This window comes from Arthrobacter sp. Alg241-R88, assembly GCF_900537115.1.
Classification (GTDB): Bacteria; Actinomycetota; Actinomycetes; order Actinomycetales; family Micrococcaceae; genus Arthrobacter.
The window spans coordinates 44,753-69,488 of sequence record NZ_UNRG01000014.1 but is presented as its reverse complement, the minus strand read 5'-3'; the positions used below and the strand labels follow the sequence as shown (position 1 = coordinate 69,488).

23 protein-coding genes, 2 tRNA genes and 1 pseudogene are annotated in these 24,736 nt (G+C 64.4%); 10 read left to right on the top strand and 16 right to left on the bottom strand.

The features are described 5' to 3' along the window. Positions 1–373: pseudogene (locus G6R19_RS20305) on the bottom strand (hypothetical protein); the annotation flags it as partial. Between the two features lie 361 nt (positions 374–734). Beyond that, positions 735–1,481 carry a phosphoglyceromutase gene (locus G6R19_RS19375; protein WP_163167970.1) on the bottom strand — a complete coding sequence of 249 codons (747 nt, stop codon included), beginning with the start codon at positions 1,479–1,481 and terminating at the stop codon, positions 735–737. Positions 1,482–1,582: 101 nt separating this feature from the next. Here G6R19_RS19375 and G6R19_RS19370 point away from each other — a divergent pair, with 101 nt between their 5' ends. Continuing rightward, entirely contained in the window at positions 1,583–2,428 is an 846-nt protein-coding gene (locus G6R19_RS19370; RefSeq protein WP_240341974.1) for a class I SAM-dependent methyltransferase, read from the top strand. A gap of 42 nt (positions 2,429–2,470) precedes the next feature. On the opposite strand, the gene G6R19_RS19365 is transcribed toward G6R19_RS19370, so the two are convergent. Both G6R19_RS19365 and G6R19_RS19360 read right to left on the bottom strand, forming a co-directional pair. Beyond that, complete coding sequence (locus G6R19_RS19365) at positions 2,471–2,824, bottom strand: DUF2516 family protein (RefSeq protein ID WP_163167969.1); 354 nt, start codon at positions 2,822–2,824, stop codon at positions 2,471–2,473. 9 nt (positions 2,825–2,833) lie between these two features. Next, entirely contained in the window at positions 2,834–4,024 is a 1,191-nt protein-coding gene (locus tag G6R19_RS19360) for a PLP-dependent transferase (RefSeq protein WP_163167968.1), read from the bottom strand. Positions 4,025–4,132: 108 nt separating this feature from the next. Here G6R19_RS19360 and tmk point away from each other — a divergent pair, with 108 nt between their 5' ends. The 4 genes from tmk (at position 4,133) to G6R19_RS19340 (ending at position 7,689) form a co-directional block, all read left to right on the top strand. After that, a complete protein-coding gene (tmk, locus tag G6R19_RS19355; RefSeq protein WP_163167967.1) occupies positions 4,133–4,789 on the top strand; it encodes a dTMP kinase in 657 nt (218 codons plus the stop codon). Further along, complete coding sequence (locus G6R19_RS19350; protein ID WP_163167966.1) at positions 4,786–5,928, top strand: DNA polymerase III subunit delta'; 1,143 nt, start codon at positions 4,786–4,788, stop codon at positions 5,926–5,928. The genes tmk and G6R19_RS19350 overlap by 4 nt, the downstream gene beginning before the upstream one ends. Positions 5,929–5,945: 17 nt before the next feature. Further along, positions 5,946–7,511 carry an alpha/beta hydrolase gene (locus G6R19_RS19345; protein WP_163167965.1) on the top strand — a complete coding sequence of 522 codons (1,566 nt, stop codon included), beginning with the start codon at positions 5,946–5,948 and terminating at the stop codon, positions 7,509–7,511. A 105-nt stretch (positions 7,512–7,616) separates the two neighbouring features. Continuing rightward, positions 7,617–7,689 (top strand) — tRNA-Thr (locus G6R19_RS19340). A 114-nt stretch (positions 7,690–7,803) separates the two neighbouring features. Here G6R19_RS19340 and G6R19_RS19335 read toward each other — a convergent pair. Continuing rightward, a complete protein-coding gene (locus G6R19_RS19335) occupies positions 7,804–8,067 on the bottom strand; it encodes an antibiotic biosynthesis monooxygenase (RefSeq protein ID WP_163167964.1) in 264 nt (87 codons plus the stop codon). A 350-nt stretch (positions 8,068–8,417) separates the two neighbouring features. Next, positions 8,418–9,884, bottom strand: a complete 1,467-nt coding sequence (locus tag G6R19_RS19325; RefSeq protein ID WP_163167962.1) for a DNRLRE domain-containing protein — start codon at positions 9,882–9,884, stop codon at positions 8,418–8,420. Between the two features lie 1,058 nt (positions 9,885–10,942). On the opposite strand from G6R19_RS19325, the gene G6R19_RS19320 reads away from it, so the two are divergent. The 3 genes from G6R19_RS19320 (at position 10,943) to G6R19_RS19310 (ending at position 12,891) form a co-directional block, all read left to right on the top strand. Beyond that, positions 10,943–11,629 carry a DNA alkylation repair protein gene (locus tag G6R19_RS19320; protein WP_163167961.1) on the top strand — a complete coding sequence of 229 codons (687 nt, stop codon included), beginning with the start codon at positions 10,943–10,945 and terminating at the stop codon, positions 11,627–11,629. Between the two features lie 66 nt (positions 11,630–11,695). Continuing rightward, a complete protein-coding gene (locus G6R19_RS19315; protein WP_163167960.1) occupies positions 11,696–12,667 on the top strand; it encodes a hypothetical protein in 972 nt (323 codons plus the stop codon). 38 nt (positions 12,668–12,705) lie between these two features. Further along, a complete protein-coding gene (locus tag G6R19_RS19310) occupies positions 12,706–12,891 on the top strand; it encodes a hypothetical protein (protein WP_163167959.1) in 186 nt (61 codons plus the stop codon). 109 nt (positions 12,892–13,000) lie between these two features. Here the strand turns inward: G6R19_RS19310 and G6R19_RS19305 are convergent, their stop codons facing one another. The 10 genes from G6R19_RS19305 to G6R19_RS19260 all read right to left on the bottom strand — a co-directional run bounded on the left by G6R19_RS19305 (position 13,001) and on the right by G6R19_RS19260 (position 23,542). Next, a complete protein-coding gene (locus G6R19_RS19305; protein ID WP_163167958.1) occupies positions 13,001–13,846 on the bottom strand; it encodes an aldo/keto reductase in 846 nt (281 codons plus the stop codon). A gap of 63 nt (positions 13,847–13,909) precedes the next feature. Beyond that, positions 13,910–14,386, bottom strand: coding sequence for a hypothetical protein (locus tag G6R19_RS19300; protein WP_163167957.1), 477 nt, complete (start codon positions 14,384–14,386; stop codon positions 13,910–13,912). Between the two features lie 5 nt (positions 14,387–14,391). Continuing rightward, the gene (locus G6R19_RS19295) at positions 14,392–15,021 is read right to left on the bottom strand and encodes a bacterial proteasome activator family protein (protein ID WP_163167956.1); all 630 of its coding nucleotides are present in this window, start codon (positions 15,019–15,021) and stop codon (positions 14,392–14,394) included. Positions 15,022–15,099: 78 nt separating this feature from the next. After that, positions 15,100–15,303 carry a YbdD/YjiX family protein gene (locus G6R19_RS19290; protein WP_163167955.1) on the bottom strand — a complete coding sequence of 68 codons (204 nt, stop codon included), beginning with the start codon at positions 15,301–15,303 and terminating at the stop codon, positions 15,100–15,102. After that, positions 15,303–17,597, bottom strand: a complete 2,295-nt coding sequence (locus G6R19_RS19285; RefSeq protein ID WP_205484638.1) for a carbon starvation CstA family protein — start codon at positions 17,595–17,597, stop codon at positions 15,303–15,305. The genes G6R19_RS19290 and G6R19_RS19285 overlap by 1 nt, the downstream gene beginning before the upstream one ends. A gap of 246 nt (positions 17,598–17,843) precedes the next feature. Then, positions 17,844–18,128 carry a DUF1540 domain-containing protein gene (locus tag G6R19_RS19280; RefSeq protein ID WP_066273802.1) on the bottom strand — a complete coding sequence of 95 codons (285 nt, stop codon included), beginning with the start codon at positions 18,126–18,128 and terminating at the stop codon, positions 17,844–17,846. Positions 18,129–18,231: 103 nt separating this feature from the next. Next, on the bottom strand, positions 18,232–21,096 hold the full coding sequence (locus G6R19_RS19275) for an FtsX-like permease family protein (protein ID WP_163167954.1): 2,865 nt from the start codon (positions 21,094–21,096) through the stop codon (positions 18,232–18,234). Beyond that, the gene (locus G6R19_RS19270; RefSeq protein ID WP_163167953.1) at positions 21,096–21,833 is read right to left on the bottom strand and encodes an ABC transporter ATP-binding protein; all 738 of its coding nucleotides are present in this window, start codon (positions 21,831–21,833) and stop codon (positions 21,096–21,098) included. Before G6R19_RS19270 ends, G6R19_RS19275 begins: the two co-directional genes overlap by 1 nt. Next, positions 21,830–22,432, bottom strand: coding sequence for a PadR family transcriptional regulator (locus tag G6R19_RS19265; RefSeq protein WP_163167952.1), 603 nt, complete (start codon positions 22,430–22,432; stop codon positions 21,830–21,832). Before G6R19_RS19265 ends, G6R19_RS19270 begins: the two co-directional genes overlap by 4 nt. Positions 22,433–22,558: 126 nt before the next feature. Continuing rightward, positions 22,559–23,542, bottom strand: coding sequence for an NAD(P)H-quinone oxidoreductase (locus G6R19_RS19260; RefSeq protein WP_163167951.1), 984 nt, complete (start codon positions 23,540–23,542; stop codon positions 22,559–22,561). 107 nt (positions 23,543–23,649) lie between these two features. On the opposite strand from G6R19_RS19260, the gene G6R19_RS19255 reads away from it, so the two are divergent. Together G6R19_RS19255 and G6R19_RS19250 are read left to right on the top strand one after the other, a co-directional pair. Continuing rightward, positions 23,650–23,737 (top strand) — tRNA-Ser (locus G6R19_RS19255). A gap of 193 nt (positions 23,738–23,930) precedes the next feature. Next, entirely contained in the window at positions 23,931–24,725 is a 795-nt protein-coding gene (locus G6R19_RS19250; RefSeq protein WP_163167950.1) for a VOC family protein, read from the top strand. The last annotated feature ends 11 nt before the right edge of the window (positions 24,726–24,736 follow it).

Below are 24,736 nucleotides of genomic sequence, written 5' to 3'. Positions count from 1 at the left end.
CCTGCAGAGACAGAAACCTCGTGTCAATGGGCCGTTCAAGCACCGAGATCGATACAGGCCGGGTCGGCTGCCTTTTGTCGGGGACGGCAGAAAGTGTCGAAGAATCCACATCATGGTTGTAGTGCATTCTCTGTCCAGCTGGATAAATGCGTCGACCACCGGATTTCCTCACCCCAAGCTCCCACTCCCGTGCACTGCTGCGGGGAACGCCCAGGGCCTTGACCGCATCGCGCCGGCTCAGTCCTTGTTCCCGTAAGCGTAGGTACTCCACCCGCCTGCGATGACTCACCGGTCGGCTGGAAATGCCCGCCTCGCGTGCCCAGCGGAACGCAGTGTTTACATTCAGGCTGATCTCAGCTGCGGCAACAGTCACRCTCCCTTCCCGCTCGAGAACGGACAAGAACTCCCGTTTCTGTTCGGGCGTGTACTTGGCTCTGGCTGCCGGCCGGGTTGATGCGGTGTTCCCGGAAGTGAGGCCAGCCTTGCGGAGCCACTGATAGCAGCTGTTCCGGTTCAAACCCAGTTCTGCCGCGGCCAATGTCGCACTTCCAAGTCGGTCAAAAACCCGGAAGAACTCTTCCCTCTGCTGAACAGTCGATCTCGCGTACTTCCGGGACTCCCCTGAAACATCGCTTAAATACGGCACGGTCGTTGCAACTCCCAAAATCTATGGGTGTTGCAACGACCGCTAGAACTCAAGAAGGTGACCGGCCCGCCGTCGAGCGTTTAAAGCCCTACTTTTTGCCCTGGTTGGCCACGGCCATGATGGCCTCTGCAGCTGCTTCGGGATCCAGGTAGGTGCCGCCCGGCTTGACCGGCTGGAAATCCTCGTCGAGGTCGTAGACCAGCGGGATACCCGTGGGGATGTTCAGGCCGGCGATGGCTTCATCGCTGATGCCGTCGAGGTGCTTGACGAGCGCACGGAGCGAGTTGCCGTGGGCCGTCACCAGGACAGTTTTGCCTGATTTCAGGTCCGCCTTGATGTCCGACTCCCAGTACGGCAGCAGCCGGACCAGGACATCCTTCAGGCATTCGGTGCGCGGAATGGCATCCCCGAGGTTGGCGTAGCGGGGGTCCCCCACCTGGGAGAATTCGGAGTTGTCGTCCAGGGGCGGCGGCGGGGTGTCGTAGGAACGGCGCCACTCCATGAACTGCTCTTCGCCGTATTCGGCGAGGGTCTGGGCCTTGTCCTTGCCCTGCAATGCACCGTAGTGGCGTTCGTTCAGGCGCCAGTCGCGCTTGACCGGGATCCAGCCGCGGTCGGCCTTGTCCAGGGAGATGTTTGCGGTGTTGATGGCTCGCTTCAGCAGGGATGTGTAGAGGATGTCCGGGAGAACATTGTTCTCAACCAGGAGCTCACCGCCCCTTGCTGCTTCGGTACGGCCCTGGTCGTTGAGGTCTACATCCACCCAGCCGGTGAACAGGTTCTTGGCGTTCCATTCGCTGTGGCCGTGGCGCAGCAGAATCAGCTTGTAAGTCATGATTTTCATCCTAGCCGAGCGCCGCTGCCGCCCGCCCAGCGTTACAAAGGGCGCCACCTCCCAGCGGGCGGGCAGGACTGGCACAAGGCTAAGGTTGGGCTGTGGTGCAAAAAGCTGAACGGGTGGACGCCCCGCAATTGAGTGGCAGGAACCCGGGCGGCAGGCAGGGGCGGCCGGTAGGCAACGTGACCCGCGGCACCACCAATCCCAACCGCATGCGCCGCGTGGACCGCTGGTTGACCGGGCCTCAGGGCTGGCGCCTTCGGTCCGCTGCCAGTCCCCTGGTAGTGGACCTGGGCTACGGCGCCACCCCGGCCACCGCCGTCGAACTCTTTGAGCGGCTGTCCGCCGTGCGCCCGGATGTCCAGGTGCGCGGCATCGAGATCGAACCGGATCGGGTCCGCGCCGCCCTGCCCCTGGAGCGGCCCGGTTTGAGCTTCCATGTGGGCGGCTTCGAAATCCCCGTTGCCGGGAGGCCTGTGCTGGTGCGGGCGTTCAATGTCCTGCGGCAGTACGAGGAAGCCGATGTAGCCGGGATCTGGCGACTGGTGCAGGACCGCCTGTCTGCGGACGGCCTCTTCATCGACGGCACCTGCGACGAGATCGGGAGGCGGGTGACGTGGGTGGCATTGGACGCCGAACGGCCGCTCTCACTGAGTATTTCCGTCCGATTTGGAAGTTTCGAGTTGCCTTCGGACGTGGCGGAGCGACTGCCAAAGGCATTGATTCACCGCAATGTGCCGGGCGAACCGGTGCACGCCCTGATGCAGGCCATGGACCGGGCCTGGCTGGAGTCCGCTCCACTGGCGGCCTTTGGCAACAGGCAGCGCTGGCAGTCCATGGCCCGGATCCTGCGCGACGCCGGTTGGCCGGTTCAGGACGGTCCGGCCAGGTGGCGGCTGGGCGAGCTCACAGTTGATTGGGAAGCGGTGGCCCCGCGGGTTTAGGGCAGCAGGGTTAAGGCAGCAGGGTTAAGTCAGTGCAGTCCGTCACCAGGGTCCGTAGGGCCCCGTGTTGCGGCTGCCGCCGCGTCCGGCGTCCTTCACTGCCGGGCGGACGTCCGCCAGGTAGACGGACGCCGCGACCACCGCGGCGAGCCCGAACAGGCCAAGCGTGCCGAAGAATCCGCCGCCGCTGCCGAAGAACGAGATGACGCCGACGAAGGCGGCTCCGCCTGTCAGGGCCATCCAAAAGGTCTTCGTCCTCTTCCCGGTTGCCTCGAAGGCATTGGCGCGGTGACGCGCGCAGTCCACCACAGCCCACAATTCGAGCCCAAGGGCCACCAGGGCAAGAATAAAGAACACTGCCTGCTCTACAGGCCGAATAATGAGTTCACCGTCCACAAGCCCAGCCTAGCCGCCCGGCGCGTCCAGCGCCTGCTTCAAGTCCGCCCAGAGGTCCTCAACGCTTTCGATGCCCACGCTGAGGCGGATCAAGTTTTCGGGCACGTCTGAAGGTTCGGCGGTGTGCCGGCGCCGGCGTTCGATTAGCGATTCCACCCCGCCCAGCGAGGTTGCGGGCAGCCACAGCTTCACTGCGCGGACCACCGCGTCCGCAGCGTCGGCGCCGCTCATGCCGTCCGCGGCTGCTACCTGGATGCAGATGATTGAACCGAAGCCCTTCATCTGCGCCGTGGCCCGTTTGTGGCCCGGATCCGCGGGAAGGCCCGGGAACCTGACCGATTCGAGCCGCGGATGGGCTGCAAGCCGCTCCGCCAGGACCATGGCAGAGGCTTGGGACCGTTCAACGCGGAGCGCCAGCGTCCGCAACCCGCGCAGTGCCAACCACGATTCGAAGGGACCGGCAATGCCGCCATGGATGGTGCGGTGGTGGAGCAGCGCGGATCGGATATCGGGGTTGGACGTCACCAGTGCGCCAAGGACGACGTCGGAGTGGCCCGCCAGGTACTTCGTCACCGAATGCAGGACGACGTCGGAGCCCAGGCGGAGGGGCTGCTGGACCAAGGGGGTGGAAAAGGTGTTGTCCGTGACCACGATGGCTCCGGCGGCGTGTGCCGCGGCCGTGACAGCCGGCATGTCCGCAATGCTGAGCATGGGGTTCGTGGGGCTCTCGATCCACAGCATCGAAGCGGGGCGCCCGGCTGGGCCGCTGGGCGCGAGCGCCTCCTTGACGGCGTCGGTATCCGCGATGTCCACGGTCCGGAGTTCGATGAAACCCTTCTGGGCAAGCTCGGCGGCCATCACCAGGGACCCGGAATAGCACAGGGTGGGCATGACCAGCACCCCACCGGCGGGAATGAGGGACAGGGCGGAACTGACGGCAGCGAGGCCGGATGCATAAAGGAGGCCCGGCCATTCCGCTCCCTCGAGCTGCCCGAGCGCTTCCTCGAAGGGATCCCAAGTGGGGTTGGAGTACCTGCCGTAGCCGCGGTCCCCGTCAGCAAGGGCACCAATGCCGAAAAACGTCGAGGACAGGACGATGGGCGGGTTGACCGGCTGGTCCCTTTCCCGGGGAGGACGCCCGGCCGCCACCACAACCGTCTCGGCTGCCAGGGAAGCCGCTTGCTGTTCCGAAAGGCTCATGCAGGAAAGCCTACTGTCCGCCCCGGGCACCCTGGAAAGCCGCTAATACTGTCCACATATCGCGTTCGGCAATCTGCGATTGCAGGTGAGGGTCGGTAGGCTTGACCGGTGAGTAAACAAAGGGCGGGTCTTTTCATCGCATTTGAGGGCGGGGACGGTGCCGGCAAGTCCACCCAGGCAGCCCGTCTTGCAGACGCCCTTGAAGCGCGCGGACTCACCGTCCTGCGGACCCGGGAACCCGGCGGAACGCCCATCGGCGAGAAACTTCGCTCCCTGGTCCTTGACCATGGCCACGGCCACATTGATGCCCACACCGAAGCCCTGATCTTCGCGGCGTCCAGGGCCGCCCACGCGAGCCAGGTCATCAGGCCGGCGCTTGAGCGCGGCGAGATTGTTTTGACGGACCGGTACATCGATTCGTCCGTTGCCTACCAGGGAGCCGGACGGGACCTGGGCAAGGATGCAGTGCGGTCGATTAACGCGTGGGCCACTTCCGGCCTGGAACCCCACCTCACTGTCCTTCTGGATGTTGACCCGGCGGTGGGCCGCCAGCGCCGGACCGCCGGTGATGCCGCGGAGGACCGGCTCGAATCCGAAGCTGACGAATTTCACGTTCGGATCCGGGATGCCTTCCTGGAACTGGCTGCCAGCCGCGCCGGCTCCTACCTTGTGTTGCCGGCCCATCTTCCCGTGAGTGACCTTGCCGCCCGGATCCTCCAGCGCGTGGACGGCCTGTTGGCGACTGCGGAGGGAGACACGGCATGACGGTCTGGGACGACCTGCAGGGCCAGGCCGCCGTCGTCGAACAACTGCGCCAGGCCGCAAGCGGCGAAAACCTGACGCACGCCTGGCTGTTTACCGGGCCGCCGGGGTCGGGCCGTTCAAATGCCGCCAAGGCATTCGCCGCGGCGTTGAACTGCGACCAGGAGGACGTGGGCCGGCGCGGCTGCGGGCAGTGCCCTGCCTGCCTGACCATCCTGGGGGAAACCCACTCCGACGTCACGTTCGTCCGCACCGAAAAAGTCACAATCACCATTGATGAGGCGCGGGAACTGGTGGCCACTGCGGGCAACCGGCCATCCTCTGGACGTTGGCGGATCATCGTGGTGGAGGACGCAGACCGGATGGCCGAGCGCACCACCAACGTCCTGCTCAAGGCCATCGAGGAGCCAACTCCCCGGACGGTGTGGATGCTGTGTGCACCTTCCCCGGCCGACGTACTGGTGACCATCCGCTCGCGTTGCCGCAGCGTGGCCCTGCGGCTGCCGCCCGCCGCCGATGTGGCCGCTCTGCTGGTTAAGCGCGACGGCGTGGAGCCGGCGCTGGCGGAGCGCGCGGCCCGGGCGGCACAAAGCCATGTGGGGATCGCCCGCCGGCTTGCCCGGGATCCTGCAGCCAGGGAACGCAGGCTGGAGACCGTGCGCTTTCCCCTGGCACTTCGGGGTGTTACCGCCGCGGTGATGATGGCGGAGAAGCTGGTCAAGATCGCCACAGAAGAGGCCAACAGTTCCAATGAGGAGCGCGACGCCGCAGAGAAGGCCGCCCTGCTGGCAACCCTGGGCGCGCCCGAGTCCGGCACGCTGCCTCCGGCCATGCGCAGCCAGGTGAAGCAGCTGGAGGAGGACCAGAAGCGCCGGGCGAAGCGGTCCATCACCGATTCCCTGGACCGGACGCTCACCGACCTGCTGTCCTTTTACCGGGATGTGCTGATTATCCAGCTCGGGAATGCTGTGGAGCTCGTAAACGTTGAGTTGAGGAGTGAATTGGAGGAGTTTGCCAGCCGCTCCGCTCCAGAAGCCACTCTCGCCCGGATGGACGCCATCAACAAAGCCCGTGAACGCATTACCACCACCAACGTTGCCCCGCTGTTGACCATTGAGTCCATGGCAGCCAGCCTGATCTAGCCCTCCAAGGAGACCCGATGACTGCCCGCCCCCTGCCAGCACGCCCCCGATCCTGGGTGATTGGAGTGCGTGCCGCCGGGGCCATGGTGCTTGCCATGGTTCTGGCCTCCTGCACCCTCCTTGGCGGCGAGGACCGCAGCCAGGAGGCATCCACTGCAAAGGCCGATCCCTCGATTGTGGCGTCCGCTCCGGCCGGGCTGGAGCAGTTCTACTCGCAGGAAGTTGTGTGGGAGCCGTGCGAAAGTGAATTTCAGTGCGCCAAGGTCAGGGTGCCGGTTGACTACGCCAAGCCCGAGGGCGACACCATCGAACTGGCTGCGCTGAGGGCTTCGAGCACGGGCAACAAGACGGGCAGCCTGCTGGTCAACCCGGGAGGACCGGGAGCGTCGGGATACGACTTCGTCAAAGATGCCTCGGGAACACACTTTTCCCAGGCAGTGCGTGACGCCTACGACCTCGTGGGCTTCGATCCCCGGGGCGTGAAGCGTTCCGCTCCCGTCAGCTGCATGACGGATGCCGAGCGCGACGCAGCGCGGGCGAAGATCTACGAGCTGGAAACGGACGCGGGCCTGGAAGCGGCCCGGACGGACAACAAGGCCATCGCCGCGCAGTGTGCTGAGCAGACCGGTCCGGTTCTGGCCCACATCGATACGGTGAGCTCCGCGAAGGACATGGACATCCTCCGCGCAGTGGTCAATGACAGTAAGCTCAACTACCTCGGGTACTCCTATGGCACGTTCCTGGGTTCAACCTATGCTTCGCTGTTCCCGGACAACGTGGGGCGCATGGTGCTCGACGGCGCCCTGGATCCGTCGATCAGTAACGAGGAGCTGACCCGGGGCCAGGCCCGCGCCTTCGAAAAGGCGATCCGGGCCTATGTTGCCAGCTGCCTCCAGCAGGAGGGGTGCCCCTTGAGCGGGAACGTTGATTCCGGAGTGCAGCAGGTTCGCGACCTGATCGCCGCCGTCGAGCAGACGCCCCGCACTGCCAAGGACGGGCGCGTGGTCAACGCCACGATGTTCGTCAGTGGCCTCATTACCCCGCTGTACAACGACCAGAGCTGGCCGGCCCTGACGCAGGCCCTGGAAGCGGCGATGACCGGCGACGTGAGCTTGATGCTTCGGCTGGCCGATCTGGGTGCGGACCGCGCTTCCAACGGGACATACACCTCCAATTCGACGTTCGCGTTCAACGCCATCAACTGCCTGGACTACCCCATGGAGTCCGATACTGCCGCTATGCGGGCGGAACAGCAGCGCCTGATGCAGGACTCCCCCACGTTCGGGTATTTCTTTGCCTATGGCGGCACCAACTGCGCCGACTGGCCGTACAAGAACGTCCGCACACCGGCACCCGTTGAGTACACGGGCGAGTCCCCCATCGTCGTTATCGGCACCACGGGCGACCCCGCCACTCCCGTGGAGTGGGCGGCTTCGCTCCGGAAGCAGCTGGGCAACGCCGCATTGCTGACCTGGGAAGGCGAAGGCCACACCGCCTACGGCCGGTCCAACAGCTGCATCGAGGACCGCGTGGACACCTACCTTGTCAGCGGTCAGGTTCCCGCCGACAACACGGTGTGCTGAAGGCCTCAGCCCTTTCCGCCCCGTCCATTTTGACCCGGGCGCGGGGACTCTATTACAGTTGACTCTTGCATGAAGCGCCCGGTTCTTCCGGGTAAAGCATGCGGTGCTTCCTTAGCTCAGTCGGTAGAGCGTTTCACTCGTAATGAAAAGGTCATCAGTTCGATTCTGATAGGAAGCTCGGGATAAACCCCGTGTTGTCGTTGATTTCGACGATGATGCGGGGTTTTTCGCTGGTTAAGCAGCCGGGACCGATTGGTCCTCCATCGGGTGCATGCTCTCCGGAATCCCGTGCTTACTCGAAGAGTTCGATGCGCGGTTCGCCCTGAACGCCTCCACGCTGCATGGCGTCCTTCAGGTTGGCTCTGGCAAAAAACGCCTTGGCGGCCGCCACACTATCAAACTCATGGATGACCAGGACGTTGTCCGGATCGTCGGCCATCCGGTGTACCGACTCCTTGGTCACCCCGCCCTCCTTCTGCATGTCGGCAACAGAGTCGTAGACCTTGCGCCAGGCGTCGTAATCGGCAACACGGTGAAGGATGAGTGCAATGGCCATGATGCTTCTCCTTTGAAGCGTGCCGCGGTACGCCTTCGGGCGGCACGTGCGGCATTCCGGGCGGCCCGGGGTTGGACCACCTAAAGCTGTGCTACTCCCGCCCGGGCGGGCTGTCAACGGGCTGTGTCCTCATCGCCCCACCCTCATGAGGGGTTGCGGGCCGAAGTGGGGTAGTTGGGCAAACCTGGGGCCTTTCACCTGAATGCATACATCAGCTGTCGGAATACGGCCCGGATCCCGGCAAAGCTCAAGGGCCTGAGTCCGGTGCAATACCGGACCCAGGCCCTCGCGGCTTTGATCTTATGTGGGCAGTCCACCTCCCGGGGACCGGTTCACATTGTCACGCTCCCCTAGGGGGAGGTCAGGGTGAGGATGAGTTTGGGCCTGCTGGCGGCGGTGGCGGCCTCGCTGGAAGCAAAGTCCAACCCGTCGCTGCTGGAGGAGTCCACGGCCAGCGACAGACTCTGGCCCAGTTCCGCCTGCAATACGTTCTTGTCGAGGTTGACGCTGTAGGTACCGGCGCTGGATGCACCGGTCAACGTCCCTATCGGGGTTGTTCCAGGGAGCGGGCGGGCGTTGAAGCGAATAGCGTTCTCGTTCCAGAGGTCGTCCGGGACCAGCTTGACTCTCTGGTTTCCCGTCGAGCCATTGGTTGCCTGGAGCTGCAGCTTTGCCTCGGTGATCGTCCTACCCGAGAGAGTCCCAAGGTCGAACTTCAGATAGCTGACCTCGGCGGGGCTGCCGTCGGCCCCCAGCGCCGTGGCCGAGCCGTTGTCGGTCGTGGCGGCACCCCCGGAGACGTAGCTGTCCTCGAGCGCGTCAACGGTGACCGTCTGGGTCGTGCCGCCACCAGGCGGTGGTGTGGTCGGGCCCCCAAGATCCAGGTGGGCGTGCCAGTACCGGGCGTTTGTCCTCGAGGCGGTCAACACCACCAGACCGGTCTGACCGTTGACGTTTTGTTTTGTTGATGTGGGGTCGTTGATGTCCTTGTCGGTACTGCTGCTAATGATGGGGGTACCGGGGCCGGGCGGGAAGGACACGTTGTCAATCGACGACTTCTTGTAATAGAGGGTGCCGCCCTCCTCCGGCGCGATCGCGAACATGTAGACCTGACGGTTCTGCTCGTCGATCATGACCATGGGCCGGGTGTGGGCGTCCGCCACAGTGCCGAACTCCGTGCTGGTCCATGTGCCATTGGCATCGCGCACCACGAGCGCCACAAACGTTAGACCCGGGGCCTGCTTGGCTGTCTTGATCGCTGCGTAGAGGCGGCCGCTGCCGTCGCTTGTCAATTGCCTGAGGTTCAGGTGGTCGTTGGCGCATCCCCCGGAGCAGTTGTTTCCTCCCCCGTACGCGACCTCTGTCTGCCACGAAGCATCTGGCTGACCATCCTCGTGGGTGGCAAGGTAAAACCTCTTATGCCCTACCCGCTGATTACTCCACATGATTCCGATCTTGTTGCCTTGGAACGATGTGACTGCGGAGATATCGTCGTGGTGCACCGAGGCGTTGGGTGTCGGTAGGACGAACGGAGTCCCCCAAGCCGTGTCGCCCGTCGTCGAGTGGTTGACGTAAACACGGTTTGTGAGATCGGCCGAGACGACGGTGTAGGTGACCCATAGCTTATCGAGGGAGTCTTTAGCCACCGTAATCGATTCCGTGCTCCCCCTGTGCAGGGTGACAGGGAATTCGGCGTCCCGTGAATAGGTCTTCGTGGTTGCGTTGTAGCTGAAGCGGTGAAGCGCTGCGGACCCGGCGGTCACCGCGGCCTGGGTTGGAGGCGTGGTCCACTCCGAGAGCACAGTGGTGCCGGACACGACGTAGAGCTTGCCGGTTTTTGCGTCCCAGAGCGCGTCACCACGCGCGCTCGGCCGTGCATCGACAACCGTTGCCGTCTCCTGCCACGCCTGCGTTGGGCCGTCGAGCTTGTGGATTTTAGTCGCGTTTGCGGAAGCGCTCCACATCAGCCCCCACCAGGTCCCATCCTGATACCACAGTTTGCTCTGGGCCTTGTCCGCAGTCGGGGTTTCGACGCCGTCCCCAGCATATGATGGCCCAGGCTTTCCGACATCAGCGGCCTGGGCGGCGACGGGGAGTGCGACAACGCCGGCCGCGGCGAGTAGCAGAGCAATTAAAAGGCGTAGCAGTCGCATAACAGTGCCCTCGGATCTAGGTCAGTGGAAGTCCTTGCGGTATCAGCGAGCGTATGGTTCGCCCCAGGAAGTGTCACGAGTAGCTGGTACTTCCTTTTCTCCGCACGGTTTATCCGCTCTCCGTAAGTAGCGGGATTATCTTGCCGCCCATTGTTTAGGTATAGGGTTCCCGCTTAATTCGATTTTTAGGCATATGGGGTTTTCCGGCATTCCACCAACACAGGTATAGGGGGTTTTGTTGTGCATTCCACGAACACAGATATAGGGGGTTCTGTTGTGCGTTATTTGTGACCTTAACTAATTGATGTCTTGCAACCGGTCAAAAGGCGCCAGCCATCACCATCACCTGACGCGTTGTAGCAGGCCGGGCGATGTCATGGTGATGAACAGAACGGTGAGGCCGCGGGAATCCCGCGCGTAGTTGAAAAATCCAAAAGTCGAGTACTTCCTACTGATGAATAGCCCGTCACCGGCACCTAGTCTTATGGGTACGGCAGCATGCCGGCCACGGCTGCTGCCGGCCATCCGCGTTCACCGTGGAACGCGCTTCGTCCCCCGTACGTGCCCGGCCCTGCGCCCAGTCTGCACTTTCCCTGGCGGGTCGCCACCTGGTTGCAGCGTCGGCTCTAAAGCCCCTGCTCCCGCATGGGCGGGGGCTGGCGTGTACTGATCCACTGCTTCATCGTAGGCTGAAGTTTGCACGCGACGGAGAGGGGACTGTGATGGCCGGAACTGCATTGACCGGGACGAGCATGCCCGAGCTGATGGCCGAGCTTGCGGACCTTGAGGACCCGCGGGCGCGCGAGATCAACGAAAAACACGGCGACGACCACGGTGTAAACCTCGGCAAACTGCGGGCCATCGCGAAACGGCTGAAGACGCAGCAGGAACTCGCCCGTGAGCTCTGGGACACCGGCGACACCGCTGCCAGGCTGTTGGCCCTCCTGATTTGCCGCCCCAAGGCGTTCGGGCGCGACGAGTTGGACACGATGCTTCGCGAGGCCCGCACACCCAAGGTGCAGGACTGGCTCGTGAACTACGTGGTGAAAAAGAACCCACAATCAGAAGAATTGCGGCTGGCCTGGTTCGCCGACCCCGATCCCCTGGTCGCCAGCGCCGGCTGGGCATTGACATCCGAACGGGTGGCGAAGCAGCCCGAAGGCCTCGAACTGGCCGGACTGCTGGACGTCATCGAGGCCGAGATGAAAAGTGCGCCGGATCGCCTGCAGTGGGCGATGAACACTTGCCTGGCCCAAATAGGGATCGGGCACGCCGAGCACAGGGATCGGGCCATTTCTATTGGCCAGCGCCTTGAAGTGCTGAAGGACTACCCAACTCCTCCGGGCTGCACGTCGCCGTTTGCGCCAATTTGGATCACCGAAATGGTTCGCCGGCAGAACGACAACTAGCAAAAGCGCGTGGTACTGCGGGTTCCGGACCAGCCAGCTTTGCCCGACCTGCCTAAGATGGCGTCCATGGAAGACGAGGCCCTGGCAGAGATCGCGAACGAGCTCTATGCCAAGCCGATGGAAGATTTTGTGTCAGCACGCGCCGCGGCCGCGAAGGAAGCTGCCGGCTCGGACAAGGAACTTGGAGCAGCTGTGCGCGGGCTGCCAAAGCCCTCGGTTGCCGCCTGGGCGGTGAACATGCTGGCCCTGCACCAACCGGATGTCCTCGCCGAACTGGCGAATCTTGGCGGCAGGATGCGCGGTGCACAGGCGTCGCTGGACGCTGCGGCACTTCGGGAGCTGGGACGTGAGCGCCGGACCATGCTGGCCGCCGCCGTCGATACCGCCCGCTCAGTGGCCCAGCAGCAGGGCCGGGCCATCAGCGATGCCATGGCGACGGACATCGAGGAGACTTTGCGGGCCCTCACGGCGGATGAAGGCGCAGCTGCTGCTGTCCAGAGCGGAAGGCTCCTGAAGACACTCTCGGCCGACGGCGTTAATGCCGTGGAGCTTGAGGGCTCGGTGGCGGTTCCTGCCGCCCTGCCCGCACCCAAGGCAGCTCCCGCTCCGCCTAAGGCGCCCACCCGGAAGGAACAGGCAAGGAGTACGACGGCGGCCGGCACCACCCGGCCCAAGCCGGACAAGCCGCGGCTTGAGGCAGTCCGGCAGACACCGCGGCCAACGTCACCACCCGCCTTGGAGAAAGCCAAAGCCGCCCTGGCCGAAGCACAGGCGGCAGAAGCAGAGACAGCGCAGCTCGCCCGGGACCTGCAGGACCAGGCGGACGAAACACGGACTGAAATTGCTGAGCTGCAACAGGAGATAGCGGATCTTCGGGCCCGCCTTAGAGCGGCCGAGGACCGGCTGGAGCAGTCCCGCAAGAGGCTGGCAAGCACAACTGCTGAGGCTAAACAGGCCGCGCGGGCCGCGGACAAAGCGGAGCGGACGGCGATGCTCGCGCAGGAACGGGTCCTCCGCCTGGACAACACGCGGGGCTGATTCCGAGGAATGTCAGACCCCGGTTGCACACTGGATTTATGGAAAACCAACTTGTACAGGAATTTCACGTCACCTACTTCGATGCCGACTGTGGCCGCGCACGCGCTGAAGTCTTTGACACCTTGGCGGAAGCCGAGCGGTTCGCCAGCCGGCACTGTGCCGGCGAAGACAGCTGGGCCGTCGTGGACGCGGTCCCGGTCCAGCACGAGCGTATTGCCGCCTGAGTCGAGGCCGGCGAAAGTCCAGGCCGCTTAAAGCAGCGACCCGCGTTTCCTGGGGAATACCCAGGAAACGCGGGTCAACGGTCCGGCTTAGGCCTGCGTGCGGCTTAGCTTAAGCGAAGTCGGCAACCGCAGGATCGGCTCCGATACGGCCTTCGCCCTTAGCGCTGCGGTCCAGTGCGTTGATGGCCTCGATGTCGTCAGCGTCCAGGGAAACATCCAGCGCCGCGAAGTTCTCGCGGATCCGGGATTCGGTGACGGACTTGGGAATGACCACGTTGCCGATAGCGAGGTGCCAGGCGATAACCACCTGTGCAGGCGTGGCACCGTGCTTGGCAGCGATGGAGGCTACGGTTGAATCCTCGAGGAGTTCGCCGCCCTGGCCCAGCGGAGACCAGGCCTGGGTCAGGATCCCCTTGGATGCGCCGAACTCGCGCAGTTCGCGCTGGCTGAAGTACGGGTGGAGCTCGATCTGGTGGATAGCCGGGACCACGCCGGTTTCATCAATGATCCGCTCCAGCCCTTCGACGGTGAAGTTCGAAACACCAATCGATTTGACCCGTCCGCGCTTCTGCAGCTCAATCAGGGCCTTCCACGTATCCACGTACTTGTCCCGCTTGGGCGTCATCCAGTGGATCAGGTAAAGGTCCAGGGTCTCGAGGCCCAGCCGGTCCATCGAGTCCTCGAAAGCGGCGAGGGTGGACTCGTAGCCCTGGTCTGAGTTCCAGAGTTTGGTGGTGATGAACAGCTGCTCCGGCGACAGGCCCGAGCTGGCAATGGCCCGGCCAACTCCCGCCTCATTGCCGTAAATCTTGGCGGTGTCGATGTGGCGGTAGCCCGCCTCGAAGGCCTGGCGGACAACCTTTTCCGCCACTCCGTCCTCGACCTGCCATACGCCATAGCCGAGCTGGGGGATCTGGTTACCGTCGTTGAAAGTCAGTGTCGGTGAAAAAGTCATGCTTTATATCTTGCCAAATCCGCTGCCCTTAACAGGACGATTGGCGCGGACTAAGCCACACGCTTAACCAGGAATATCTTTCTGGCGGGAGCCCAGTCTTTCCTCCCGCAGTTGCCTTTCGGCGTCGGCCACCTGCTGGAAGACAGCCTCCGCACGGCGCCGCACGGAGGCTGCTCCTATGGGGACGGGGCCTACGGCGAGGCGCAGCATCGCAGCGGCTTCGGCGGTGGTGGCAAGGGAGTTGCCCGCCTTGGACAGCGAGCGGTGGACGGGTGCGAGGGCAACCGGGATGTCCAGGCCCTCACTCGGCGACCGTTGCTGTGCTTCCACACAGACCGCCCGGACGCGGTCCAACAGCGCGGCCAGCTCGTTGGCGATGTCCACCAGTTCCCCATAGAGCTGGTCGTCCTCAACCCCTTCGAGGACCTGGTGGAATCGGTCCAGCCCCCGGTGGAAACGGTCGTGGGCCCGGCGCCACAATCCCTTCCCAAGTTCCGCATCGTCCTTGCGCCCCTGCCTGGCGGCGCTGAAAAAGCCCAATGACCCTAGAGGTACTGTCCCGGACCGTGGTCCGGATCATTGGGCTGCCCTGGACGGGCCGGAGCCCCCGCGCGGTGGCCGGCCGACGCACGCTGGGGCTCTCCGTTTTCCCCAATAACGACGCCGGGCGCGATCACCGTGCCGGGAGGAAGCTGGCGGAGCTGCAGCTGCGCGGCCGCGTGCTCGCGGGCGGCGTGCTGGGCAGCAATGGCCGTCTGGATGCCGTGGAACAAGCCCTCCAGCCAACCCACCAGCTGGGCCTGGGCTATACGCAGTTCAGCGTCGGAGGGCGTGGCCTCATCCGAAAAGGGGAGGCTGATCCGGTCCAGTTCCTCCACCAGTTCAGGGGCAAGCCCATCCTCCAGCTCTTTGATGGAACGCTCGTGGATTTCGGCGAGCCGGCCTCGGGCGGCGTCGTCCAGCGGGGCGGACTTCACCTCTTCCAGCAGCTGCCTGATCATGGTTCCGATCCGCATCACCTTGGCTGGTTCGTCCACCAAATCCTGCAGGTTGCTGCCTTTGGGCTTGCCGCCGTTGTCCGGGGCAGCCGGCGCAGGGGCCGGAAGCCCGTCGTCGATGGTGGTGCCCTCTACCGGGAGGTCCTCAGGTGCCTGAGTGTCTTTCGGATCGCTCATGCGTTCATACTCTCATGAGCGATCCGCCCGGAGTCCACTCCAGGAAGCCCGCCGAGGGTTTGTCCGCTGCAGGCTAAATCAGCAGCACCGACCCTGGGGATTGGAGTCCTGGCGGTCCGTCCGGTCCCGCCAGAACTCACGCTCACTGAGGGGCGGAGCGCTATGGCCTGCAGCCCGGTGATGCTCCAGGTACTTCGCGTACGCATCCGCCCCCAGCACGCCGCCAAAATAGCGCGCAAACCCTTGGAAGCCTTTGGCAACCGCGGCGAGTCCGGAGCTCATCAGTGGCCGGCCCTCTCGAACCTCAGCTCGGCCGGAACCTTGTCCCACTCAGCCATCAATTCCCGCTCGGCCGGCGTCGGAATGAGCCCGGCCGGTGCGAAGACGCGCGAAGGCCTGGCGGGGTCCTCATTGCCCCTGGCGGCTGTGGCATCCGTCCGGTTGCGGAACGCCCTGACTGTGGCGAGCAACGCCGTCGCGATCACGATGATGCTCAGCACCACGAAGATCACCGACAGCCAGCCCTGGATGGCGGTATTGCGCACCACGGCCTCCATCGCTGCCACGGACTTCGCGGTGCCGAACTCCGTCTTCCCTTCCGCCAGTGCCTTGCTGAAGGCTGCGTTGTTGGCGAAGTAGCCCACTGCCGGGGTGGACGAAAAGATCTTCTGGTAGCTCGCCGTGATGGTGACCACCGCGGCGAAGGCCAGGGGCAGCGCCACGATCCACAGGTACTTGAAGGTTCCTTGCTTGGCGACGATGGCCAGGCAGACGGACAAGGCGATGGCCGCCAGCAGCTGGTTGGCGATGCCGAACAACGGGAACAGCGTGTTGATGCCGCCGAGCGGATCGGTCACGCCCATGAGCAGCACGGCGCCCCAGGCGCCCACCATGATGGCCGTGCAAAGCCACGCGCCGGGCCGCCAGGATGCTTCCTTGAACTTGGGAACAAAGTTGCCAATGGAGTCCTGCAGCATGAACCGGGCCACGCGGGTGCCGGCGTCCACTGCCGTGAGGATGAAGAGGGCCTCGAACATGATGGCGAAGTGGTACCAGAACGCCATCATGGCCGTGCCGCCGATGAACTGCTGCATGATGTGTGCGAGGCCGACGGCGAGGGTTGGGGCACCGCCGGTGCGCGAGACAATGCTTTCCTCACCAACGTTCGCGGCGGTCTGCGCGAGGAAGTCCGGCGTGATGTTGACGCCGGCAAGGCCCAGGCTGTTGACCCAGGTGGCGGCTGTCTCAACAGTTCCGCCGGTGAGGGCGACAGGAGAGTTCATGGCGAAATAGAGGCCGCGGTCGATGGAGATTGCAGCGACCAAAGCCATGATGGCCACGAACGACTCCATCAGCATTCCGCCGTAGCCAATGAACCGCGTCTGCCGTTCCTTTTCGACGAGCTTCGGTGTGGTGCCGGAGGAAATCAGGGCGTGGAACCCGGAAAGGGCGCCGCAGGCGATGGTGACGAACAGGAAGGGGAACAGTGCGCCGGGGAAGACCGGGCCGTTGTCCCTGCTGGCGAACTCGCTGAAGGCCGGGACGGTGATCTCGGGGCGCACCACGATGATGGCGAGCGCGAGCATCACGATCACGCCGATCTTCATAAACGTGGACAGGTAGTCCCGGGGGGCCAGGAGCAGCCACACCGGCAGGATGGCTGCGATGAAGCCGTAGATGATGAGTCCCCAGGCGATGGTCACCTTATCCAGCGTGAAGATGTCGGCGCCCCAGGGGGTCTCTGCAACAATGCCGCCACCGATGATCGCCGCCATCAGCAGGACAAAGCCGATCAGGGAGACTTCCATAATCTTGCCGGGCCGCAGGTATCGGAGGTAGACGCCCATGAACAGGGCGATGGGGATGGTCATGCCAACGGAGAAGACGCCCCACGGGCTTTCACCAAGGGCGTTGACCACAACCAGGGCCAGGATGGCCACAATGATGACCATGATCAGGAGGGTGGCGATCAGGGCTGCGGTGCCGCCGATGACACCGAGCTCCTCCCGGGCCATCTGTCCCAGGGAGCGCCCGCCGCGCCGCATCGAGAAGAACATGACCAGGTAGTCCTGCACTGCACCAGCCAGGACGACGCCGATGATGATCCAGATAGTGCCGGGCAGGTACCCCATTTGGGCTGCAATGACGGGTCCGACCAGCGGACCGGCTCCTGCGATGGCGGCGAAGTGGTGGCCGAACAGGACATTGCGGTCCGTGCGGACGTAGTCCTTGCCGTCCGCCTTGTACTCGGCGGGGGTGGCCCGCCGGTCATCGGGCCGGGTGATGTAGCGCTCGATGACCTTGGAATAGAAGCGGTAGCCGATCAGGTAGGTGCAGACCGAAGCAAACACGAACCAGATGGCGTTGACCGTTTCGCCGCGGATGATCGCGAGCATGAACCATGCCACGCCGCCCAGCAGGGCAATCGCGGCCCACAGGGCGATCTTCCCCGGCGTCCATTTTTTGTCTTCCGCCTCGCGGACCTTTTCATCCAGGGCCGAGGGAGGCAGATCGGTGTCGGTGGCAACCGCACCTTCGCCCCGGGCTGCGCTCCGTCGATCAGGCGTTTCGGCCATGTCTCCTCCTTGAGATTCTTTTTTCGCTTCTGCTGACAGGCACCCTACCAACGACCGGTGCGTATCGCGCTGGATTTTGCCGCTTATGGAAAGCCCTGCGCCAAACGGCTGGCGGCCAGCGCCAAACGACATGTTGCGGCTGCGGTCCGCGGCGCAGCCGGCCTGCGTGCGGCTCCACGCAAAGAGGGCCCCCACCCGGTGTTCCGGACGGAGGCCCCCACTCCCGCCGGCGGCGGAACGGGTTTGCTAGGCGTGTGAATAGGTAAGGCAGTCGGCGTTGTCGGCCCCCGGCCCAACGTGCACTTCAGCTGCCTTGCACATCAGGTGGTCGTTGTGGACACATTCGGAGCGCTGGCAGGCTCCGACGTCGGCCAGCACCTTGGGCAATCCGCCATGCATTCCGGTGTCAATGAACGTGGCGCAATGTGCGTGGTTTTCGGCACCGCCCACGGTGATGGCGGCGGCATTGCAGTTGGTGTGGTCGTTAAAGGAACAGTTCGTTACGCTGCAGTCTGCGACGTGCGTTGTCATGGAAAGTCCTCCTGGGTTTCGCCGCCCTGGCCGGGCGGCTCCTGAACCCCACGGTAAGCCTGTTGGGAACAATCAAAAAGACCCAATTTAGTGACCTAATTGCTCATATTCCCACCGCGCGCCGCGATGCCGGCAGTCGGGCCCGGGTGAAGAGCCATGCGAGGAAAGCACCGGTCAGCGGAACTGCAACCAGGAGTGCCAGCAGGTGCAGCCAGGGAACGTCCACCAAAGCGCTCATTCCGGTAGCACTGGCAATGAGAACTGCGGGCAAAGCACCCGCCAAACAGCCGAGCAACGTCCCCAGACCGGACGTAAGGAGCGCCTGCGAACCGGCCAATCCTTTCCGCAGCCGGGGTGAGGCGCCCACTGCAGCAAGCGTTGCGTGATCCGGACGGGCATCCGCAAGCGACAAGCCGGCGGTAATACCGGCAGCACTGAACGTGATCAGTGCGCTGACGGCAACAATCGACCAGGTCATCCACGGATTCTCCTGCGAAATGCCCGGCTCCACCCAGAACCCTGCCCTGGGTTGCTGGTACACGGCGGCAACGGCGGCAGATGCCGCATCTGCCTCAGCCGCGGACGGGTGCCGGTTCAACTGGACCAGGAGCTCAGCGGGCCGAGGCTGCATACCGAGCCGTTGGGCCGTCTCTTCCGAAATGAAGCCGTAGTACGGAACGGCTTCAGCAGGCTCAACAACCGCGGCGGCAAGTACAGTACTGCTGACAGTTTTATGCATCAAGTAGGGGTCCGGGTGTTCGGCCTGGGTGCGGACATTCTGCGCCAGCAGCACGGTTTCCCCATCGCGGACGAAGACGGGGTTGGTCACCACCATGCCTCCCGCGTCCAGGACAGCCAAAGCCTCTTGACCTGCTTCACGCCCGAGCACGGCCCCAATGACCTCAGCGTCACCAATCATGATCGAACTCTGGGATCCCGGCGACTGGGCGAGGGAGCCCCGGCACCGCCAGTCATCACGGTTCACAACCCTCCCCTGCGGCGTGACGGGGCATTCGTTGCCCGGGGGCTTGGCCAACGAATACTGCAGGCAGTTGGAGGTGGCCGTCCTGGCCGGCACCGACAAGTCCGAGCCGGGCCCGAACGCGCAGTTTCGAACATAGGCTGGCGCACTGATGGTCTTCGTCCAGGCAACGCTGCTGCCGAGGGCACCCGTTAGGGCGGAAGAAAGATCCGCTGCTTCGACGTCGACCGGCGGCTGGCTGCTGCCGTCAGCCAGGAAAGGACGCTCGATGGACAACGGCAGAAAGGTCTGGTTCTCCAGGGCATTCCAGTGATGGTTCTCCCGCATCCCGGCCTGCTGACTGGCCAAGAGGACCAGTGCAGCGCTCGCCAGGGTGGCGGCGGCCAGGACAGCGGCCACTGCCGGTATGGTGCGGCCACGGTTCCTGGTGGAGTCGCGGGCAGCCAGCCGCACGTACAGCGGCAACCAGTCCGTTCTGGCGGTCAGGACAGCAATGGTCCAGCCGACGATGAGCACAAAGCCGACGACGGCAAGGACGGCTCCCGCAATCAACAACCCCGCAACCAGTGGGAGCTGCCCGGCTTTGATGTCCGGATCGGCGGCTGACTGCCCGAGCAGCCATCCCGTGGCCAGAAGCCCGCCTGCCACGAGCAGCAACGCGGCCCCGGCCAGGCTTGTCCGTTTTCCATTGCCGGCAGGGGCCCTGCCGGATTTGAGGGCGCCGAGCGCCGCCTGCCGGGCCACCTGGTTCGCCGGAGCCATCGCCGCAAGGATGCAGCACACCAGGCCCATGACCATGGAGACCAGTGTCAGCGGCACGTCGGGATGGAAGCCGGGAAAGCGCGGGGAACCCATAAAGCGAACAAAGTGCACCACGGCTGCTGCCGAGCAGAGGCCCAATGCGGCACCGGACAGGACGGCAATGCCGCCCAGCCACAGTCCCCCTGCCGTCACCACGGAGCGGACTGTCGGTGAATCGGCTCCTGACGCCGCCAGCAGCGCCAGCTCCCGAACCTGTCTTTTGGCACCAACCGCGAAAGCGGCTCCTGCGAGGAGGCCAACCTCCAGGAGCGCCAGCGCGGCGATCAGGCCGAACGTGGCATAAAGCGCCATGAAGTCTGAACCCCGTTGGGGAGGTGGGACGCCCTGGATAGCCTGCTGATCGGCGGACGGCGGATCGAACACAACGCTGCGCGACAGCACCCCCACCCCCTGGCTGTTGGCCGCCCGAACAAGGGCCCACGTGACCGGCTCCGGGCCAACAAGGTAGTAGGACACTGCCTGCGCAGATCCGGGCTGCTGGTTCAGGACAGAATCCGGCACCTGCCCGTCACGCAGGAAAATAAAAGAGTTCCGGTCCGAAGCATCGGCATCGCGGAGGGTTCCGACGGGCACAAAAGAACCCGCCGACGTCGTGATTTGCTCGCCCAGCCCAAGACTGAACCGTTCCAGCAAGCCGGGAGAAACCAGGATCTCTTCCGAGGACCGGGGAGCCCTTCCCTCAAGGAGTGAGTACTTTCCCGTAAAGGCGGGATGCAGTGCGTCAACCAGCCAGCCCTGCAGGGACACCGTAGCCGCACCCACACCCGTTGTCAGGTCCAACTCGCGTTGCGGCAGAACCTCATAACCCGGCGGGATCAGCTCCGCAGGGTCCGCGCTGGTGAAGTCCGCATCATGGACTCCGGTGCTGTGCGCAACCATTGTGTCGTTCAGCGGATCCTGGACAGAATCCGCGTTGGGCACGGGCAGGGCACTGAACCGGGCCTGCGTGCCCCCGAGTTCGTACCGGACAATTTCTTCCGAAGTTTTCTGCGTGCTCTGGAACAGAGTAACCGCCCCGGTCATGCCGGCTACCGGAAGCATGATCAGCAGGATGATGAGCAGCGAGCGCCCTTTGTGCCGGTTGATGTCCCGGCGGGCCATGCGCAGGGCAACGCGGAAACTGCCCCGGCGCCCGCCCGGGGCCGGAGCGAGGTCCAGCGGCATCAGAGGCCTGCCTGCGCCAGCAGAACAGCGGGGTCCTGCAGTGCAGCCGCTTGGTCCACGATGCGGCCGTCGCGAAGGAACACCACGCGGTCCGCCCAGGCCGCGTGCCGGGCCTCATGGGTGACGAGCATAACGGCGGCACCTGCCTCCGCACGGGAGCGCAGTACTTCCATGACCCCTTGGCCGGTAGTGGAATCAAGTGCTCCCGTCGGCTCGTCCGCAAGGATCAGGCGCCGTTGTCCCACGACGGCACGGGCTATGGCCACGCGCTGCTGCTGGCCTCCGGACATCTGGTCCATGAAACGGTCCGCCAGCTCGGGGATTCCCACCTGCCGCAGCGCGTCCATCGCCTGCCGATGGGCTTTCCTGGAGGCCGTACCGTCCAGCTCCAGCGGCAGCGCCACGTTCTCGGCCGCCGTCAGGGTGGGGACGAGGTTGAAGTCCTGGAAGACGTAGCCGACGGCGCGGCGCCTGAGGCGCGCCAGGTCATTCAGCCCCAACCCCGCCAGCGGTGTGGACTCAACAAAGACACTGCCTGACGTCGGGCGGTCCAGTCCCCCGGCGAGCGCCAGCAAGGAGGACTTGCCGGACCCGGACGGTCCCATCACCGCAACGAACTCTCCCGCACTGATGGTGAGGTCAACGTCGCGAAGTGCGGCAACCGCCGTCGCGCCCTCCCCGAAAGTCTTGCTGACCCCGGCAAGTTCCAGGACCTGCTGCGGCCCCTGGACGCTCACCGTCGGTTGTCCGCGTGTAGCGCGGCCGCGGCTTCCGTGACCCCGGTGGACGTCCTGCGTGCCTGCCCGGCAGACTGCGCCTGCTGGACCATCCTGGCTTCACAAAGATCCAGCCAGCGGACCTCTGCTTCCGTTTGGAAGATCAGGGAATCAATGACCAGCAGCCAGGCAGTGTCTCCCGGGCGCTGGCTCGTGGCGGTGTCCCTGCGGGCCTTGGTGTAGTCCTGCAAAGCCCTGATGGATGCCACCCGCTGCGCCTGGATGATGCCTTGCACGTCCACGCCCGGGATGGTGACGGCGAGCGCCAGCTTGATGGCAAGCTCGTTGCGCGGCGGGTTGTTCCGCTCCACCGGGGCCGCGAACCAGTTCCCCACCTCGGCTTTGCCGGCGTCGGTGATGCTGTAGATCACGTGGCCCTCGCCGTCGTCGCCGTCCTTGGAGACGAGGCCGTCGCGTTCCAGCCGGTCCAGCGTGGTGTAAACCTGACCGATATTCAGCGGCCAGGTGGCTCCTGTACGGTTTTCGAACTCGACCCGCAGCTGGTAGCCGTAGCGCGGCTGGTCCTGGAGCAGGGCGAGGAGGCTGTGGCGGATGGACATGGCGCTCCTTGCGCTTGAAAGCTTTGGTATGCACGCTCCCCCAAGGCGCGTGCATACCGCGTATGTTGGAGCGTAACGCAGGAGGGGTGCGGAAGCAATACTCAGTATCTATGCCACCCGAGGTCGCTACATGAGGAGGAGAATCTTCCCCACGTGGTCGCCGCTGTCAAAGTACTCATGCGCGGCCTGGACCTGGTCCAGCGGGAAGGTCTTGGCCACCAGCGGACGGATCCTGCCGTCGCTGACCAGAGGCCAGACGGCATCGCGGACCGCGTTCATGATGGCACCTTTTTCTTCGACCGGCCGTGGCCTTAGCGCCGTTGCCACCACTGCGGCCCGCTTCTTCAGCAGCTGGCCCAGGTCCAGCTCCCCCTTGGTGCCGCCCTGCAGGCCAATCACCACCAGGCGTCCGTAGTCGGCGAGCGCATCCACATTCTGCGCCAGGTACTTGGCACCGACGACGTCGAGGATCACGTCAGCGCCACGCCCGCCATTCTGCTCGCGGAGGCTCGCAGGGAAATCCTCTTCGGCGTAGTTGATTGCAATATCGGCACCGAGGAAGGCTTTTGCCGTCCCCACCTTTTCGTCCGTGCCGGCCGTCGTTGCCACTTTGGCGCCCAGGGCCTTGGCCAGCTGGATGGCCATGGTACCGATACCGCCGGTGGCACCGTGGATCAGGACCGTTTCGCCGGCCTGGAGCTGGGCAGTCATCACCAGGTTGGAGTACACAGTGGCGGCCACCTCAGGCAGCGACGCCGCGGTGACCAGGTCCACGCCGTCGGGCACGCGCAGGACCTGCTCAGCCGGAACCGCCACCTGCTGGGCATATCCGCCGCCGGCCAGCAATGCCACCACCTTGTCGCCAAGGGAAAAGGGCTTGCTGACGCCGGGGCCAAAGCCTGCGATCCGGCCCGAAACCTCCAGCCCCGGAATCTCGGAAGCGCCGGGCGGAGGCGGGTAAAAACCCCTGCGCTGCTGCACGTCCGCGCGGTTCAGGCCGGCGGCGACGACGTCGATCAGCACCTCCCCGGGTCCGGGTACCGGAGCGTCCGCCTCGCGGACCTCAAGTACTTCCGGGCCGCCCGGTTCGGATATGTAGACGGCTTTCATGGAACACTCCCGTTTCTGACTTAATACTGGCTGCAACCAGTGTGCACCGGACAGCTTCCGGTCTCTGTTTTGTTGCAGGCAAGTGCCTATGAAACACTACTAGTCGAGGAAGGTTGTCCGAGCGGCCGAAGGAGCTAGTCTTGAAAACTAGTGTGCGGTAACCCCGTACCAAGAGTTCGAATCTCTTACCTTCCGCGATTGGGACCCCTGTCCGCCAGCACGCTGGCCGGCAGGGGTCCTTCGTTTATCCCGGCACTGGCGGCAATGTGCCGGGACGGGCCCGGACCATTGAAAGTGTCAGACCCCCCGCATAGCCTCATGGTGTTCATCCAGGAACGGAGATCCATCCGTTCCTACACAACCGATCACCCCTCACCAGGAGACCGCTATGCCCGCTCCCGATATCAAACCCGGCTCCCCCTGCTGGATCGACCTCATGACCTCCGACACCACCAAGGCCCGGGAGTTCTACGGCGGACTCTTTGGCTGGCAGTTCGAAGCGGGTGACCAGGAACTCTACGGCGGCTACATCACCGCCCGCAAGAACGGGAAAACGGTGGCAGGCATTATGCAGAAGCAGGAGGACCAGGCCGGGCTCCCGGACATGTGGTCCACCTACCTGTGTACCGAAGACGCCGCCGCCACGGCAGCCTCGGCGTCCTCCAACGGCGGAGAGGTCTACATGGAGCCCATGGATGTCCCGGCGCAGGGAGTCATGGCCTATTTTGCCGATTCCAGCGGCGCGTCCGTGGGTGCCTGGCAGCCCGGCGCGATGGGCGGGTTTGAAATCGCGGCCGAACCCGGCGCCCCCGCATGGCATGAACTGCACACCAAGGATTATGACAATGCTGTCAGGTTCTACGAAAACGTTTTTGCCTGGCAGACGAGTGTCATGAGCGACGCTCCCGAGTTCCGTTACACCACCTCGGGCGCGGGGGAAACCGCCCAGGCCGGGATCATGGACGCTTCCGGGTATCTTCCCGACGCTGTCCCGTCCCACTGGCAGGTGTATTTCGCCGTGGAGGATACCGACGCCGCGGTTGAGCGCACCGTGGCGATGGGAGGCTCCGTCCTGGACGGACCGGCAGACAGCGACTTCGGCAGGGTTGCGCAACTGGCAGATCCCATGGGCGGCATGTTCAAGGTTATTTCGAGCCCCTCCGGGTCTATGCAGGACCAGTAGGCAGGAGCCTG

Coding starts and splice junctions, on each gene's coding strand:
- G6R19_RS19265 (WP_163167952.1), bottom strand. CDS start 22,432: ATGTCCATCCGCCACAGCCTCCTCGCCCTGCTCCAGGACCAGCCGCGC.
- G6R19_RS19295 (WP_163167956.1), bottom strand. CDS start 15,021: ATGAGCGATCCGAAAGACACTCAGGCACCTGAGGACCTCCCGGTAGAG.
- G6R19_RS19260 (WP_163167951.1), bottom strand. CDS start 23,542: ATGAAAGCCGTCTACATATCCGAACCGGGCGGCCCGGAAGTACTTGAG.
- G6R19_RS19275 (WP_163167954.1), bottom strand. CDS start 21,096: ATGCCGCTGGACCTCGCTCCGGCCCCGGGCGGGCGCCGGGGCAGTTTC.
- G6R19_RS19305 (WP_163167958.1), bottom strand. CDS start 13,846: ATGACTTTTTCACCGACACTGACTTTCAACGACGGTAACCAGATCCCC.
- G6R19_RS19285 (WP_205484638.1), bottom strand. CDS start 17,597: ATGGCCGAAACGCCTGATCGACGGAGCGCAGCCCGGGGCGAAGGTGCG.
- G6R19_RS19315 (WP_163167960.1), top strand. CDS start 11,696: ATGGAAGACGAGGCCCTGGCAGAGATCGCGAACGAGCTCTATGCCAAG.
- G6R19_RS19345 (WP_163167965.1), top strand. CDS start 5,946: ATGACTGCCCGCCCCCTGCCAGCACGCCCCCGATCCTGGGTGATTGGA.
- G6R19_RS19280 (WP_066273802.1), bottom strand. CDS start 18,128: ATGACAACGCACGTCGCAGACTGCAGCGTAACGAACTGTTCCTTTAAC.
- G6R19_RS19360 (WP_163167968.1), bottom strand. CDS start 4,024: ATGAGCCTTTCGGAACAGCAAGCGGCTTCCCTGGCAGCCGAGACGGTT.
- G6R19_RS19290 (WP_163167955.1), bottom strand. CDS start 15,303: ATGAGCTCCGGACTCGCCGCGGTTGCCAAAGGCTTCCAAGGGTTTGCG.
- G6R19_RS19335 (WP_163167964.1), bottom strand. CDS start 8,067: ATGGCCATTGCACTCATCCTTCACCGTGTTGCCGATTACGACGCCTGG.
- G6R19_RS19310 (WP_163167959.1), top strand. CDS start 12,706: ATGGAAAACCAACTTGTACAGGAATTTCACGTCACCTACTTCGATGCC.
- G6R19_RS19350 (WP_163167966.1), top strand. CDS start 4,786: ATGACGGTCTGGGACGACCTGCAGGGCCAGGCCGCCGTCGTCGAACAA.
- G6R19_RS19375 (WP_163167970.1), bottom strand. CDS start 1,481: ATGACTTACAAGCTGATTCTGCTGCGCCACGGCCACAGCGAATGGAAC.
- G6R19_RS19320 (WP_163167961.1), top strand. CDS start 10,943: ATGGCCGGAACTGCATTGACCGGGACGAGCATGCCCGAGCTGATGGCC.
- G6R19_RS19250 (WP_163167950.1), top strand. CDS start 23,931: ATGCCCGCTCCCGATATCAAACCCGGCTCCCCCTGCTGGATCGACCTC.